Source organism: Kitasatospora sp. NPDC002543, assembly GCF_053594915.1.
On the sequence record NZ_JBSFWR010000022.1, the window covers coordinates 83,205 to 97,790 of the forward strand.

Consider the following 14,586-nt stretch of genomic DNA (forward strand, 5'->3'; position numbering starts at 1 on the left):
TCGATCGGCGTGGGGGTTGCCGGAACCGTAGCCATCCGGTCGATGTGATCGGAACACGTCATATTGCCCCGCGCTTCGGCGCTATCGGGCGGTGGTAGGAGGGGGCGGGCGGCGGCAGGGTGGCGGCAGGGCGGCGCGGGACGCGCGACGCCCGGTGACCGGAAGGTCTCGATCCGCCAACGAGTGGGGGTTCGGTGGACGGTACGTGTGCGACTCCTGCTTGAATCGCACGACTCGTCCAAACGGAACGGAGCGTTCTCGTCCCATGTCTTCACGGATACCCGGTCGCCGCAGGGCCGGCCTGGCCGGACTCGCCGGACTCGTCCTCACCGTCGGCCTGGCGCTGACCGGTTGCGACCCGTCGGCGGCCGACGGCGGTGCCACGGCCTCGGCCGCGCCGAGCGCCGCCGCCACCACGGCCCCGGTCGTCACCCCGCCGGCCCAGCCGGCGCCCGCGGCACCGGTCACCACGCCCCCGGCGCCGCCGGCCCAGCCCAGCGCCCCCGCGCAGCCGCCCGCGACCAAGGCGCCGCAGCCCAAGGTGACCACCGCCAAGCCGCCCACCGACCCGGAGCCCCCCGCGGCGGCCGGCGCCGGCTGCGACATCCGCTCGAACGCGGGCAACTGCTACGAGGCCGGACAGTTCTGCCGCAACGCGGACCTGGGCAAGAGCACCCATGACGCCGCCGGCCGGGTGATCTCCTGCCGGATGGTCAGCGGGAAGCCGCACTGGCAGGCGTGAGGCCCGCTCGGCCCCGGGGCGGTTCGCCGCCGGGAACGGTCTGGTCCTGAGCTGACCCGGTCCCGGGGCGGACTCGGGACCGGGACGGTTCGGCTCCGGGGCGGTTCGGTTCCGGGGAGGTTCGGTTCCTGGGGGCCCTGGGCGGTTCGGCTCCGGGACGGTCCGGTCTCAGGCGTCGATGACGCCCAGGGTGTCCCAGAACAGGTGCTCGTAGGCCTGGAGCAGCAGTCCGTGCTGGTGCGCGGCGGCCAGGGTCGGCTCGTCCAGCCGGTCCGGGCCCAGCGCGTCCGCGGCCTGCTGCTCCAGCTCGGGCGCGGGCTGGGCGAAGAAGTCGAAGAAGGCGCAGGACTCGTCGGAGAAGCCGTACTGGTGGCGCAGCGCCTGTGCGATCGTGGCGCAATAGCCGCCCCAGGCGGCGAAGTTGGTGACCAGGGCGGCGGCCGTGGCGGCGGGCTCGCCGTTCAGGGCGAGCCAGGCGAGGTAGTGGGGGTAGGCCTGGCAGCCGGGCAGCGGCGGGCGGTCCTCCAGTGCGCCGCGGTCGAGGCCGACGGCGGCGCCGAGCGCGGGCAGGGTGCGCAGCGCGGCGCTCTCGCCCTCGGCCAGGACGGCGAACCAGGCGCTGACCGGTCGGTCCGCGCAGCGGCTCGCGAGCAGCAGCAGGCTGCGGCGGTCGGAGCGGATGATCCGGAGCTGCTGGGCGGCGAGTTCGGCCAGCGCGGAGCGCGGTGCGGTGCCGTCGGCGAGCGCGGCGACCAGCGCCGGGGCGGTGTCGCCGGGCGCCAGTGCGGCGCGCAGGTCCTGGATCTGGTCGAGGATCGGGTGGTTCACCGGTACCTCCGGGGTGCGGTTCGGTCCGGTGCCATTCCTACCGCCTGGTGGGGCTGGTGCGGCGGCGACAGGCCGGGCCCGCGGCCCCGGCGACGGGACGGTAGCCCCGGGGCGGCAGCGTGCTCCCGGCCGCGGGTCGGTGGGCCCGGGCCGGGAGCCGGTGGAGCGGGCGACGGGGAGTGCCCCCGGGCGTCAGGATCCGGCGCAGGCCTTCCCGATGTCGCCGGCGGCGTCCGCGATCGGCTTGAAGTCGGGCTGCTTGTGCTTGGAAGCCTGGTCGATGGCGGTGCTGACGGCCTTGGAGAGCCGGTCCGCGGCCGCGTCGATCTTGTCCCCGCCGTCCTGGCGGATCTTCTTGGCGTCGTCGGCGACCTTCTTCAGGGCCTCGATGGTGTGGTTGCGGCGGTTCTCGTCGGCGAGCTGGCCGACGTTGGTCGCCGAGTCCGTGAGGTCCTGGACGTCGCCGGTGAGGCTGATCGCCAGTTTCCCGCAGTCCAGGGCCTTGTCGGCGTCGCACGCGGTGAGCAGTGGGGCCGCGAGGAGCAGCGCGAGCGTGGTCGCGGCCAGGCGGTACGGCTTCCTTGTCATGTATCTATCCCTCCCGTCGTACTCAACGCCGGTCCGCCGTGCGGTGGTTCCGGAAGCGCGGGTGAACCTTTGGGAAAGTCTTTGCCCTTTGCTCAGAAAGGGGGCTGCCGTTCCATCAGGTGCCGGTCCGGACTACCGGGAGGCGGGCCCGGACAGGTCGCGCACCAGACGGGCGATGGTCGGGACGGCCACCGCGTGGGCATCGGCCGCCCGCAGCACGGCGCCGCCGATGGCGTCCAGCTCGGTGGGCCGGCCGGCCTCCACGTCGCGCTGCATCGAGGACTTCATCGCCCCGGGGACGCGGTCGAAGGAGGCGAGCAGGGCCTGCGCGTCCGCCGGAGCGCCGACCGCCCGCGCGACGGCGGTGATCTCGTTCAGCACGGCGAGGAGTTCGGCCCGGTGCTCGCCGCGCACGGTGCCGACCGCGCTCGCGTGGCGGGTGGTGAGCAGCGCGAACGGCGCGAGGAAGGAGAGCTTGCTCCACAGCATCGCCGTCTCGTCCTCGCGCAGCGCGACGTCCAGCCCGGCGTGCCGGAGCCGCTCGGCGAACTCGGTTACAGGGGCGGCGGGTTCGGCGCCCGCGCCGAGTTCGACGGTGGCGAAGGGGCTGGTGTGCTCGATCCGCCCGGGCGCCGTGCGGGCCGTCTCGACCCGGATCGTGCCGGCCACCACCCGGCCGGCCGGGTAGCGCTCGCGCAACAGCGCCATGTGGTCCAGGCCGTTGAGCAGCGGCACCACGATCCCGGTGCCGAGCGCCTGCGCGGGCATCCGGTCGAGTGCGGCGGCCAGCGCCGTCTCCTTGACTGTGACGAACGCCGCGTCGACCGGCTCGCGCAACTCGGTCGCGGCCGCCACCCGGGCGGTGAACTCGCCGAACCGGGCGCTGCGGACCCGCAGTCCGTCCCGCTCGATGACGGCTGCGGTCTCCTCCCCGGCCAGGCAGACGACCCGGTGGCCGTCGCGGGCGAGCAGCCCGGCGATCAGTCCGCCGACGCCGCCCGGGCCGAGGACGGCGACGGTGAGGGGGGTGGTGGTCATGGTGAACTCCCGTGGATGGACGGATGGGTGGACGGATGGGTGGACGGACGGACGGCCGGGCGGATGGGCGAAACGGGGGGCGAGGCGGGTGGGTGAAGGGCGGGGGCGGTTGCGGGGCGCGCCGGGCGCCCTGGTGGGTCAGGGCGCCCGGGACGGGGGAGCCGTCGCCGGTCGGGAACGGGGTCACCCGACGGCCCCGGTGGGGTCGACCGGGTGGACGGGATCCGGCTCCGGCGCGTGGAGGGCGGCGGATTCGAAGACGAACGGCTCCTCGTGGCGCGGCTTGCGGCTCGGGGCGGCCGGTCGGCGACGGGTACCGGGCGCGCGACCGAGGAAGAGCGGACCGTGGCGGAGAGTGCCGCCGACGGGGTTCGGCACCGGCAGGCCCTCGGCGCGCAGCGCCTCGACGAGTTCGTGCGCGGGCCAGGCCAGCAGGTCGATCCCGTGGTAGCCGACCGGGCAGGGCGGCCGCGGGTCGCTCGGGTTCCGGCCGACGACGACGGTGCCGAGGCGGTCGTGGTCGTCCGCGCAGAGGGTGACGCCCACCCCGGGCAGCTCGAAGGCCAGCGCCCAGGAGCAGCCGCAGACGAAGGTGCTCCGCAGCCCGTCGGGGAGCAGTTCGCCGTGCGGGGCCAGCAGCGCGCGCACCTGCGCCTCGGTGAGGCCGAAGCGCAGCTCGGGCAGCGGGGCGGGCAGGCGAACGCCGTGGCCGGGCAGCAGGTCGATGGTCACCGGCTCATGATCCCCCGTCGGGCGGGCCCGCCGGGAGGCAGGGGCCGGGGCGATCCGCGACCGGGCGTCCGGTGACCGGACGTCCCGTGACCGGGCCGGGTGGACGTGGCACCACCTGCGGGGTTCGGTTTTCCGAACCCCGGATTCGGGTGCCAGCACAATCGATCTCGCCGCGCCGGACGCCCACGATGGAGGGCATGAACGGGATGACGACTGCCGCCGCCACGGCGGCGCACGACGGGGTGACGGGCGCGGCCCTGAGCGCGGCCGGGCTGCACCGGGAGTACGGACGGGGCACGGCGGCCGTACGGGCGCTGCGCGGGGTGTCGGCGGCCTTCGCACCGGGGACGTTCACGGCGGTGATGGGCCCCTCGGGCTCCGGCAAGACCACCCTGCTGCACTGCCTGGCCGGGATGGACCGCCCGACCAGGGGCACCGTGCGGTGGGGCGACGCAGAGGTGTCCGGGCTGCCCGAGCGCCGGCTGGCGGAGCTCCGGCGCACCCGGGTGGGGTTCGTGTTCCAGGCCTTCAACCTGATGCCCGCGATGACGGTCGCGCAGAACGTCGAGCTGCCCGGCCGGCTGGCCGGGCGGCCGCCCGAGCGGGCCAGGGTGCGGGAGGCGTTGGAGCGCGTCGGGCTGGCCGGGCGGGAGCGGCACCGGCCCGGGCAGCTGTCGGGCGGTCAGCAGCAGCGGGTGGCGATAGCCCGGGCCGTGGTCTCCCGGCCGGAGGTGCTGTTCGCCGACGAGCCGACCGGCGCGCTGGACCGGGCCACCGGGCAGGAGGTCCTCGGCCTGCTGCGCGCGGGTGTCGACGCTGACGGGCAGACCTGCGTGATGGTCACCCACGACCCGGTCGCCGCCGGGTACGCGGACCGCGTACTGCTGCTGGCCGACGGCCTGCTGGTCGACGAGCTGATCGGTCCGACGGCCGCACAGGTCGGCGAGCGGCTCAGCCGGCTGGGCGGGTGAGGGCGATGAGCAGTCCCGTACTGAGCCTGTCGGTGGGGCAGATCCGCCGCCGTCCGGCCTCCTTCACCGGGCTGGGGACGGCGCTGTTCCTGGCGGTGGCGGCGGTCACGCTGTTCGGCTCGCTCGTCGCCGCCCAGGTCACGGCGCCGGCCGAGGTGGCGCGGGCAGCGCCGTCCGGGCCGGGCCTGGTGCTGATCGCGGGGGCGTTCGGCGAGATCGCCGTCCTGGTCGCGCTGTTCGTCGTGGTCAACGCGCTGGGCTTCACGCTCCGCCAGCAGCACCGCGATCTGGCGCTGCTGCGCACCGTCGCGGCGACACCCCGCCAGGTGCGGCGGGTGGTGCGCGCGCAGGTGGCGGCGACGGTCCTGCTGGTGTCCGTGCCGGGCGGCCTGGTGGGCCTTCTCGCGGCCCGGGCCTTTCTCGCCGCGCTCCAGCGGCGCGGCATGGCCGCACCCGGACTGCGCATACCGGGGACGCCGGTGCCGGCGCTCGTCGGGCTCGGGGTGGCGCTGCTGGTCGGCCTGGCGGCCACCGCCGTGGCGGCCCGCAGGATCACCCGGCCCGCTCCGGCCGTCGCGCTGAGCGAGGGCGTGGGCGGGCCGCGGCGGACGGGAGTGCCGCGGCTGCTCGCCGGGGTGGCGGCGCTCGCGGGCGGCGGACTGCTGCTGAGGCTGGCGGCGACCCGGCCGGCCGGGGAACTGGACAAGGCGGGGCAGGCCTCGTTGCTCGGTTCGGTGGTGCTGCTGGTCGCGGTCGGACTGCTGGGGCCGGTGGCGGCCCGGGTGCTGGCTGCTGTGCTCGGCGCCCCGTCGCGGGTGCTCGCGCCCCGGGCGGGCTGGCTGGCGGACGCCAACCTGCGCGGCTACGCGGCCAGGCTCTCCTCCGCGGTGGTGCCGGTCGCGCTGCTGGTCGGGCTCTCCGGCACCATGCTGGTCCTAACCGGCACCGCCGAGCACGTCGTCCGGGCTACGGGTGCCACGACCACGGTCACCGCGGAGAGCGACATCTGGCTGCGCGGGGCGGAGCTCGGGCTGCTGGTCTGCTTCGCCGCGGTGTCCACGCTCAACACCCTGGTGGCGCTCACCGCGGACCGGCGCCGGGAGTTCGCGCTGCTGCGCCTGGTCGGGGCGACGCGGTGGCAACTGTTGCGGATGCTCTCCGTGGAGGCGCTCCTGACCACGGCGATCGGGGTGCTGCTGGGTGCGGTGGTGGCGGCCGCGGCCTCGGGTGCCTTCAGCCTGGCGGTGACGGGTTCGGTGGTGCCGGTGGTGCCGGGTGTCGCCTGTGCCCGGGTGGTGCTGGGGGCTGCGGCACTCACGGTGCCGGGGATCGTGGTCACCGGGCTGTGGGCGGTCGGCGGCTCGGCGGTGGAGTCGACGGGCGGGGAGCGGGGGTGAGGGCGAAGACAGGGCACGACGCGGCGTCGGTGCGATGGCTGTCCGGGTGGGCCGTGCGGACGGAAGGGCAGGTGGGTGCGGTGGTTCCGGTGGTTCCTGGTGGATGCTGGGGGCCGGTCGGCAGGTGAAGGGTGAGGTGGACGGTGGCTGAGGGACGGCGGTACCGGTCGGTGCGCGGCGGTGAACTGGCCTTCGCGGTGCTCGGGTTGCCGCTCGGGGTGCTCGGTGGGGTGTACGCCGTCGCCGTCCTCTACGCGGGGGCGCTGCTCTCGCTCACCGTGCTGGGCCTGCCGTTCGTGGTGGCCGCGCTGCGCGGGGCGAGGGGCCTCGGCGGGCCGCACCGCCGGCTGGTCGCACGGCTGCTCGGGGAGGAGGTGCCCGCGCCGCCGCCGTTGCCGCGCCCGTCCGGGGTGTTCGCCCGGGGCCGGGTGGTGCTGACCGACCCGGTGGCCTGGCGCACCCTGCTCTACCTCCTGCTGCGGCTGCCGCTCGGCGTGCTCGGCTTCCTGGCCGTGGTCGGGCTGCCGCTCGGCAGCGTCTGGCTGATGGGCTTCCCGTTCTGGGTGCGGATGATGGAACCGGGCCCGAGGTCGATCGGCCTGCTGGACCTGGGTGCGGTCCCGGTCGGCCTCGCGGTGCTGGTCGTCGTCCCCGCCCTGGTGCGGGCGCTCGGCGCAGCGGACCGTACGCTGGCGCGGACCCTGCTCGGGCCGGCGCGTTCGCAGCAGCGGGTGCGTCAGCTGGAGCAGGCCCGGGCCACCCTGCTGGCCGAGAGCACCGACCGGCTGCGGCACCTGGAGCGCGACCTGCACGACGGCACCCAGGCACAGCTCGTCGCGCTCGCCATCACGCTGTCGCTGGCCGACGACGTGCTGGCGGCGGGCGCTCCGGCCGTGGACGGGCCCGCGCTGGGCGGGCCCACTGGGGAGGCGGCGGCCGGGGGCGGCCCGGGCAGCTCGGGCGGGCCCGACCTCGGGCGGCTGCGCGCCCTGGTGGACCGGGCCCGAGGGCAGACCGAGGACACCATCACCGGACTGCGCCGACTGACCCGGGGCATCCACCCGGTGGCGCTGGACGGCGGACTGGCCGAGGCCCTGCCCGGGTTGACCGCCACCTCGCCGGTGCCGGTCGACGTCCGCCTGGACCTCCGGGAGCGTCCGGAGGAGGTGATCGAACGGGCCGTCTACTTCTGCGCGGCCGAGCTGCTGACCAATGTGGCCAAGCACAGCGGCGCGCGGTCGGCGGAGCTGAGCGTGACCGCGGCCGGGGGCAGGGTCCGGCTGACCGTGCGTGACGACGGGCACGGCGGCGCCGCGATCGGCGCGGGCACCGGTCTGGCCGGGCTGGCCGAGCGGCTCGCGGCCGTGGACGGGATGCTGCGGGTGGACAGCCCGCCCGGCGGGCCGACGGCGGTCGGCGCCGAGCTGCCCGCCCGGCTCTGAGGGACGGCCGGGGCCGAGCCGGCGGGGCCGAGCCGGCGGGGCCGAGCCGGCAGGGTCGAGTCGGCGGGGCCGCGGCCTCAGGCGGCGCCGCCCTCCGCGAGGTAGGTGAGTACGGCCTTGACCCGGCGGTTGTCGGCGTCGGTCGCGGGCAGGTCGAACTTGCCGAACACCGCGGCCACGTGCTTCTCCACCGCCCGCTCCGAGACCACCAGCCGTGCCGCGATCGACCGGTTGGAGTGCCCCTGCGCCATCAGCTCCAGCACCTCCCGCTCGCGCGGGGTGAGCGTGTCGACCCGGCTGCGCCGTCCGCTGTGCATCAGGCCGTTGACGATCTCAGGGTCGAGCGCCGTGCCGCCCGAGGCGACCCGGTGCAGGGCGTCGACGAACTCGGAGGTGCGGGCCACCCGCTCCTTCAGCAGATAGCCGATGCCGGCGGCGCCGTCGGCTAGCAGCCGGGCGGCCCAGGCGGTCTCGACGTGCTGGGAGAAGACCAGGATGCCGACCTCCGGCAGGGTGGCGCGGATCTCCACGGCGGCCCTGATGCCCTCGTCGGTGTGGGTGGGCGGCATCCGGATGTCCACCACGGCCACGTCGGGCCGGTGCTCGGCGACGGCGGCGAGCAGGTCGGGCGCCGTCCCGGCGGTGGCGACCACGGCGCACCCGCGGGCGGTGAGGAGTTCGACCATGCCGTCCCGGAGGATCACCGAGTCCTCGGCGAGGACGACGCGGAGCTGCTTGTCGATCATGCCGTCATTATCCGGGCCCGCGGCTCCGGGAAATTCTTCAGTCCAGACTGGACAGTCCAGACTGATGAAATTACCGTGGAACCGTGACCGAGAAGCGAACCGCCCGTGCCGCCGTCGCGGCCCGTCAAGTCCCGGCCGGCGCTGCCGGGTTCATGGAGCCCGCCGCTCCCGGCGAGCCCGCCGCGCCCGCCGCGCCTGCCGAGCCCGCCGATCCCGTGGTCCCCGACAGCGCGGCCCTGGCCGCCCGTGAGCTGCGCGCCGTCTACAGCCGGCTGCGCCGCACCCTCCGGGAGGCCGGCGGCGCCAGTGACCTGACCCCCTCCCAGACCGCGGTGCTCAGCAGACTGATCGGCGACGGTCCGGCCTCCGCCAGCGCGCTGGCCGCCGCCGAGCGGGTCCGTCCGCAGTCGATGGCCGCCACCCTCGCCGCGCTGGAGCAGCAGGGACTGGTCGGGCGGCGCCCGGACCCCGAGGACGGCCGCCGTCAGGTGGTCAGCCTCACCGAGGCCGGCCTGGCCCAGGTCGCGGGCCGTCGTCAGGCCCGCCAGGAATGGCTGTCCCGGGCCATGGCGGAGCACTACACCGAGGCCGAGCGCGCCACCGTGCTGGAGGCGCTGGCCCTGATGGACCGGCTGAACCGGTGACGGCGGGCCCCGCCGCCCTGCTGGCCCGGCTCCGGTCGCGCCGTCAGCGGCCCGCTCCGGCGGGCGGGTTCGACCGCCGGCTGCTCGCGCCGATGGCGCTGGGCTCCGTGCTCAACCCGATCAACTCCTCGATGATCGCGGTGGCCCTGGTGCCCGTGGGCGTCGCCTTCGGCGCGCCGCCCGCCGAGACCGCCTGGCTGGTCACCGCGCTCTACCTGGCCACCGCGGTCGGCCAGCCGGTGCTCGGGCGGCTGGTGGACACCCACGGCCCGCGCCGGCTCTACCTCGCGGGAACGGCCCTGGTCGGCGTCGCCGGACTGCTCGGTGCGCTCGCCCCGTCGCTCGGGCTGCTGATCGCCGCCCGGGTGCTGCTCGGGCTGGGCACCTCCGCCGCCTACCCCGCCGCCATGCACCTGACCCGCAGTGAGGCCGAGCGGACCGGGCAGTCCAGCCCCACCGGGGTGCTGACCGTCCTGGCCGTCGCCAACCAGACCGTGGCGGTGGTCGGACCCACCCTCGGCGGGCTGCTGATCGGCGCGGGCGGCTGGCGGACCGTCTTCGCCGTCAACGTCCCGCTGTCGCTGGCCTGTCTGGTGTTCGGTGCTGTCCGGCTGCCCGTCGCCGAGCGCGGCCCGGAACGCAGCTCCGGGAACGGCGACGGCCCCGAGCGCCCAGAGCGCCCCGAGCGCCCGGAGCGCCCAGAGCGCCCCGACCGCTCGGGCGGATCCGATCACCGCCGCGGCCCCGGCGGCCCGGGGCGGCTCGACCACGCCGGGATCGCCCTGTTCGCGGTCCTCCTGCTCGCCCTGATGCTGTTCCTGATGAAGCCCGACCCGGCGCGCTGGTACCTGCCGGTGCTCGCCGCCCTGGCCGCGGTCGCCTTCGCCGTCCGTGAGCGGCGGGCCGCGACCCCCTTCATCGACCTGCGGGCGCTCGCCGCCAACCGCCCGCTGATCGCCACCTACCTGCGCCAGGTCCTCGGCTTCACCGCCGTCTACGCCTTCCTCTACGGCTACACCCAGTGGCTGGAGGAGGGGCGCGGCCTCTCGGCCGCCACCGCCGGGCTCGTGCTGCTGCCGCTCTCGGTGGCCGCGCTCACGACCGCCGGGCTCAGCGGCCGCAGCCCGGGGGTGCGCGGCAAGCTGCTGGTCGGTTCCGTCTGCCAGATCGCGGCCTGCGCCGCCCTGCTGCTGGTGCGCGCGAACAGTCCGGGCGCCCTGCTGATCGGAGTCGGCGTGCTGGCGGGCGTCGCACAGGGGCTGATCGGCCTCGGCACCCAGACCGCCCTCTACCACCAGGCGGAACCGGCCGCCATCGCCTCGGCGGCCGGGCTGCTGCGCACCTTCATGTACCTCGGCGCCATGGCGGCCTCGGCCGCGAACGCGGCCTTCTTCCCGCACGGCGCCACCACGGGCGGGCTGCACCACCTCGCGTTGTTCATGCTCGGCGGTGCGGCCCTGCTCCTCCTCCTCACCGCGCCGGACCGCTCGCTCGGGCGGCTGGGAGTTCCCTCGCCGCACCGGACGTGACGAAAGGTCAGATCGCGCGGGGCCCGAGCGGTCTCTTCCCGGAAAGGCTCTCCCCGGTCGGGCTCTCGCGCCAGGCGTGGACGCCCGGGGAGGGTTCGACCACCTCGGCCGGGTAGGCGTCCCGGACGAGCCCGAGCAGGGTGCGCTGCTCGTCCAGCCAGCCCGGTGCGGGGGAGATCACGACGCGGAGCGTGACGCCCGACTCCTCCGCGTCGGAGACGGTCACCCAGAGCCCGCCCGGCCGCCCGGGTTCGATCCGCAGCTCCGGTCCGTGCTCCTCGTCCAGCCAGCGGACCGCGCACCCGCGCCCGAGTCGCTCCAAGGCCGTCTCCCACTGTCGGAGGTGGCGGTCGGTCACGAGTGTGACGAACTGCCCGTGCACCGAGTCCGCGGTGACGGTGATCTCGCAGTCCAGCCAGTCGTGTCCGAGCAGCGAGCCCGGCGCGTGGCGCCCGAGGACCCGCACCCGGATGTTCCGGCCGCCGGTCCGGCCGTGGCGGCCGGGGGAGTCGTCGGTGCCGGGGCGGTCGGCCAGCCGTATCAACTCGTTCTGCTGCGCAGCGACTTCACTCACGGCGTGCTCCTGTGGGCAGCGGATCCAGGGGCTGACATCCTCGCGCAGGTGTTCGCCCCGGTGCCAGCCCGGAACCGGGGTGTTCCGACGGTGTTCGGCCGGCGGGGGCCGGCGGGGGCCGGTGGTGCTGCCCGGTGGGTGTCGTCGGCAGGGGACGGCCCGGACCGTCCGGGTGCGGATCGTGGACGGCCCGCCGGACCGGGGTGGTCGGGCGGGCCGTCGGGTGGTGCGGGGGGTTGAGCGGTGGGTGGAGCGCAGTGGGTGGTGCGGTGGGTGGTGGGGGCGTCCGGTGCTCCGGCGGGCACGGACCGCGGCTCGGGCCGTACCGGCTGCCCGGTCGGTGCGGCGGCCGTCGGGTCAGCGGTGGTCCGGGTGGCCGGTGATCACGGTGGTGAAGATCGGCTCACCGTGCTGGTGGCCGGTCACCGTGGTGGTGAGGGCGTCCGGGTCCTCGCCGGGGGTGTGCCGGGCGGTGATCGTGGTGGGCGCGTCGTGTTCGGCGTACTGGTGGAAGGTGGTGGCCGCGGCGGTCGGGGTGACGGTGACCGGGCTGCTCAGCGCGTTGGCCGCCTGCCGGGCCGCTTCCAGCAGCACCATGCCCGGGATGTGGTCGCCGGCGTGGTCGAAGAGGATCGGGTGCCAGAAGTCGGGGGTGAGGTGCCAGCTTCCGGGGGCGTCCGCCGGGGTCAGCACGACGTCGCACGGGCGGAGCCGGCCGACCCGGCCCGGCGGCAGCGGCTCGGCGGTGACGGCCGGCGCGGACGGCTGTTCGGCGTGGTGGCGTCCCCGGCGCAGGCGTTGGTAGGTGGAGTCCGGGACGGTGGTGAAGCGGGTGCCTCCGGTGGCGGCCGGCTGCGGGCCCCTGCGGATGACGGTCTCCAGCGTGAAGTCGATCGTGGTGCCGGAGCGGCGGGGCCGGGCGAGGAGCCGGACTTCCAGGTTGAGGTCGGTGGGGGCCGCGCCGATCAGCAGCTGGCGCGGCCGGGTGGTGTAGTCGAGGCTCCACATCATGAACCGGTGATCGAGAGGTACGCCGAATCGGGTGTGGGCGAGGTAGAGCCCGACCTGGCGGATCGTTTCAGCAGCCTGGATCGGGTCGTGCCGGGTGCCGTCCGGAGTGCTGAAGAAGGTGTGGGCCCGCGGCCACTGCGCGGTGACGGCGAAGGTGCCGTCGATCAGTTCTTCGCTGCCGGTGAGGAAGACCTCGGCGTGGCAGGCGCGGTGGACGTACTCCTTGGCGACGGTGCTGGTCAGGCGTGGCGCCGGGGCCGCTGCCGCGGTCGGGCCCGGGAGCGTCCCGGAGCCCGTGCCGGCGGTGGTGGCGGGGGCAGGCGTGCGGAAGGCGAGCAGAGTCATGGGGAGCGCTCCAAAGGGCCGTGCGGGCGGGGTGGGCTGCTCAGGGCTCGTAAGATACGTACCTACCGGTTTGGTTTTCAAGGAGCCAGAACAAAGGTTCGTCGGCGGCCGAGCGTGGTCGGGCGGGCACGGTGGGTGGGTGTGGATCATCGCCCGGAGATCGGATCCTCGGGCTCCCCTGTTTGACCTGTGGAGATATTGACGGGAAAACTTGACAGGTTCATTACTCTTGTGCGGCCGTTCGCCACCCCTCCATTGGAAGTGGTAGTTGCCCTTCCGGTTAAGGGGCCTCGCGGTGAGATGTCGGTCATCTGTTCGTCTCGTACCGTCTATGCGGTTTTGGTTCGCTCGAGGACGGCCTCAGCGATCCGCGAGACAAGGATCTTCGTCGGCTGCGCCGGGTAAGATACGGGGTGTTTGGTTTTCTTTGCCAAGCGTTTCGGGTGGGGTGGTTGCGGTGGTGAGGCAGGAGCGGGCCGTCCGGACGCGTCGGCTGATCCTGGAGGCGGCGGCGTCGGTCTTCGACGAGTGCGGGTACGAGCGGGCGACCATCGGCGAGGTGGTGGCACGCGCCGGGGTGACCCGCGGCGCGGTGTACTTCCACTTCGCCTCCAAGCGGGAGCTCGCCCAGGGCGTCGTCGAGGAGCAGTTCGGCCGTGACGAGATTCCCGAACGCCACTGCAAGCTCCAGGAGTTCGTGGACCTCGGGATGGTGGTCGCCCACCTCATGCCGCGCGATCCGGTGCTGAGCGCGGGGGCGCGGCTCTCGCTCGGCCAGGACGTGTTCGGCGAATTCGGCGGCGGCGCGGGGCCCGGTTGGGCCCGGCGGGCCGAGAGTGCGCTGGAGGCGGCCGGCCGGCGCGGGGAGCTGCTGCCCCAGGTGGTGCCCGCCGAGACGGCGCGGCTGGTCACCGGGGCCTGGGCCGGGGTGCAGATCCAGTCCCAGAAGATGTCCGGCCGGGCGGACCTCGAGCGCCGGATCGCCGCGCTGTACCAGCATCTGATGCCCGCCATCGCGGTGCCCGGGGTGCTGGCCACGCTCGACCTCGCGGCGGACCGGGGCGGTCGGGTGGTCGCGGAACTGGCGGCGGCCCGGGCGGCGGAGGCGGGTGCGGTCGAGGTGCCGGCCCCGGGCGAGGCGTCGGCGTCGGACGGCTCCTGACCCCGGTTCGCGGGCCCCGCCGGGCGATTCGAGGTCGGACGGGCGGTTCGGTGTCCCGTCCTCGCGCTAGTGCTCCGCCCAAAAACAAACAGCGCAGTCGGTTTTGTATTGACAAACCGTCTGTCCTGTTTTTGGATAGGCGTCGGGTGCTCAATCGACCTTCCGATGGATCCACGCGGACGGTGAGCAGCGGAGCACCCGCCCGGCCGGCGGCCGTCGGGGCCGCCGATCCGTCTGGATGTGGGGTGGTCGTCGTGGAGATCCGGGTGCTGGGGTCCTTGGAGGTCCGACTGTGCGGGGTGTCGGTGGTGCCGTCGGCGCCGAAGCCTCGACAGGTGCTCGCACTACTGGCGTTACGGGCCGACCAGGTGGTTCCGGCGAGCGTCCTCGCCGAGGAACTCTGGTCCGGCCGTCCGCCGCGCAGTGCGCGCACCACCGTGCAGACGTACGTGCTCCAACTGCGGGACCTCATCGATCGGGCGCTCGCCCGGAACGAGGGCGGCCCGGGGGCCTCCTGTGCGAAGGACGTCCTGGTCACCTCGGCCGGCGGCTACATGCTGAACAGCGGCGGCGGGCTGGTCGACCTCCAGGAGTTCGACCGCCTCGCCGGGCGCGGCTACCGCGCCATGGACGGGAATGACTTCCCGCTCGCCGCCCGCCAGTTGGGCGAGGCGCTCGCGCTGTGGCGCGGTCCGGCCTTCGCCGACGTACCGGTCGGCGGCCAACTCGCCGTCGAGGCCAAGCGGTTGGAGGAGACCAGGCTCTGCGCGCTGGACCAGCGGATCGAGGCGGACCTGCGGCTGGGCCGGCACCGGGTGCTGCTGGCCGAACTCACCG

At 75.0% G+C, this 14,586-nt stretch carries 15 protein-coding genes; 8 read left to right on the forward strand and 7 right to left on the reverse strand.

The features are described from left to right. Window positions 1-265 precede the first annotated feature (265 nt). Complete coding sequence (locus ACWD4P_RS13030; RefSeq protein ID WP_449779625.1) at window positions 266-742, forward strand: hypothetical protein; 477 nt, start codon at window positions 266-268, stop codon at window positions 740-742. 168 nt (window positions 743-910) lie between these two features. Here ACWD4P_RS13030 and ACWD4P_RS13035 read toward each other — a convergent pair whose 3' ends face one another. The 4 genes from ACWD4P_RS13035 to ACWD4P_RS13050 all read right to left on the reverse strand — a co-directional run bounded on the left by ACWD4P_RS13035 (window position 911) and on the right by ACWD4P_RS13050 (window position 3,928). After that, window positions 911-1,570: a thiaminase II/PqqC family protein gene (locus ACWD4P_RS13035; RefSeq protein WP_449779626.1), complete on the reverse strand. Its 660-nt coding sequence runs from the start codon at window positions 1,568-1,570 to the stop codon at window positions 911-913. Window positions 1,571-1,762: 192 nt separating this feature from the next. Continuing rightward, window positions 1,763-2,158 carry a hypothetical protein gene (locus ACWD4P_RS13040; protein ID WP_449779627.1) on the reverse strand — a complete coding sequence of 132 codons (396 nt, stop codon included), beginning with the start codon at window positions 2,156-2,158 and terminating at the stop codon, window positions 1,763-1,765. 132 nt (window positions 2,159-2,290) lie between these two features. After that, window positions 2,291-3,196, reverse strand: a complete 906-nt coding sequence (locus tag ACWD4P_RS13045) for a ketopantoate reductase family protein (protein ID WP_449779628.1) — start codon at window positions 3,194-3,196, stop codon at window positions 2,291-2,293. 183 nt (window positions 3,197-3,379) lie between these two features. Then, window positions 3,380-3,928, reverse strand: coding sequence for a hypothetical protein (locus ACWD4P_RS13050; protein ID WP_449779629.1), 549 nt, complete (start codon window positions 3,926-3,928; stop codon window positions 3,380-3,382). Between the two features lie 206 nt (window positions 3,929-4,134). Here ACWD4P_RS13050 and ACWD4P_RS13055 point away from each other — a divergent pair, with 206 nt between their 5' ends. The 3 genes from ACWD4P_RS13055 to ACWD4P_RS13065 all read left to right on the forward strand — a co-directional run bounded on the left by ACWD4P_RS13055 (window position 4,135) and on the right by ACWD4P_RS13065 (window position 7,738). Then, window positions 4,135-4,899 carry an ABC transporter ATP-binding protein gene (locus ACWD4P_RS13055; protein ID WP_449779638.1) on the forward strand — a complete coding sequence of 255 codons (765 nt, stop codon included), beginning with the start codon at window positions 4,135-4,137 and terminating at the stop codon, window positions 4,897-4,899. 5 nt (window positions 4,900-4,904) lie between these two features. After that, window positions 4,905-6,296, forward strand: a complete 1,392-nt coding sequence (locus ACWD4P_RS13060) for an FtsX-like permease family protein (protein WP_449779630.1) — start codon at window positions 4,905-4,907, stop codon at window positions 6,294-6,296. A gap of 143 nt (window positions 6,297-6,439) precedes the next feature. Next, window positions 6,440-7,738 (forward strand): sensor histidine kinase, encoded by a 1,299-nt coding sequence (locus tag ACWD4P_RS13065; protein WP_449779631.1) that lies wholly within the window; start codon window positions 6,440-6,442, stop codon window positions 7,736-7,738. Window positions 7,739-7,815: 77 nt separating this feature from the next. Here ACWD4P_RS13065 and ACWD4P_RS13070 read toward each other — a convergent pair whose 3' ends face one another. After that, window positions 7,816-8,484: a response regulator gene (locus ACWD4P_RS13070; RefSeq protein WP_449779632.1), complete on the reverse strand. Its 669-nt coding sequence runs from the start codon at window positions 8,482-8,484 to the stop codon at window positions 7,816-7,818. 83 nt (window positions 8,485-8,567) lie between these two features. On the opposite strand from ACWD4P_RS13070, the gene ACWD4P_RS13075 reads away from it, so the two are divergent. After that, window positions 8,568-9,128 (forward strand): MarR family winged helix-turn-helix transcriptional regulator, encoded by a 561-nt coding sequence (locus ACWD4P_RS13075; RefSeq protein ID WP_449779633.1) that lies wholly within the window; start codon window positions 8,568-8,570, stop codon window positions 9,126-9,128. Beyond that, the gene (locus ACWD4P_RS13080; protein WP_449779634.1) at window positions 9,125-10,657 is read left to right on the forward strand and encodes an MFS transporter; all 1,533 of its coding nucleotides are present in this window, start codon (window positions 9,125-9,127) and stop codon (window positions 10,655-10,657) included. Before ACWD4P_RS13075 ends, ACWD4P_RS13080 begins: the two co-directional genes overlap by 4 nt. 7 nt (window positions 10,658-10,664) lie before the next feature. On the opposite strand, the gene ACWD4P_RS13085 is transcribed toward ACWD4P_RS13080, so the two are convergent. Both ACWD4P_RS13085 and ACWD4P_RS13090 read right to left on the reverse strand, forming a co-directional pair. Continuing rightward, a complete protein-coding gene (locus ACWD4P_RS13085) occupies window positions 10,665-11,231 on the reverse strand; it encodes a DUF5959 family protein (RefSeq protein WP_359827172.1) in 567 nt (188 codons plus the stop codon). A 357-nt stretch (window positions 11,232-11,588) separates the two neighbouring features. After that, entirely contained in the window at window positions 11,589-12,587 is a 999-nt protein-coding gene (locus ACWD4P_RS13090; protein ID WP_359827175.1) for a ScbA/BarX family gamma-butyrolactone biosynthesis protein, read from the reverse strand. 457 nt (window positions 12,588-13,044) lie between these two features. Here ACWD4P_RS13090 and ACWD4P_RS13095 point away from each other — a divergent pair, with 457 nt between their 5' ends. After that, on the forward strand, window positions 13,045-13,749 hold the full coding sequence (locus ACWD4P_RS13095) for a ScbR family autoregulator-binding transcription factor (protein ID WP_449779635.1): 705 nt from the start codon (window positions 13,045-13,047) through the stop codon (window positions 13,747-13,749). Between the two features lie 254 nt (window positions 13,750-14,003). After that, window positions 14,004-14,586, forward strand: a 583-nt coding sequence (locus ACWD4P_RS13100) for an AfsR/SARP family transcriptional regulator (protein ID WP_449779639.1), incomplete at its 3' end; no start/stop codon positions are given.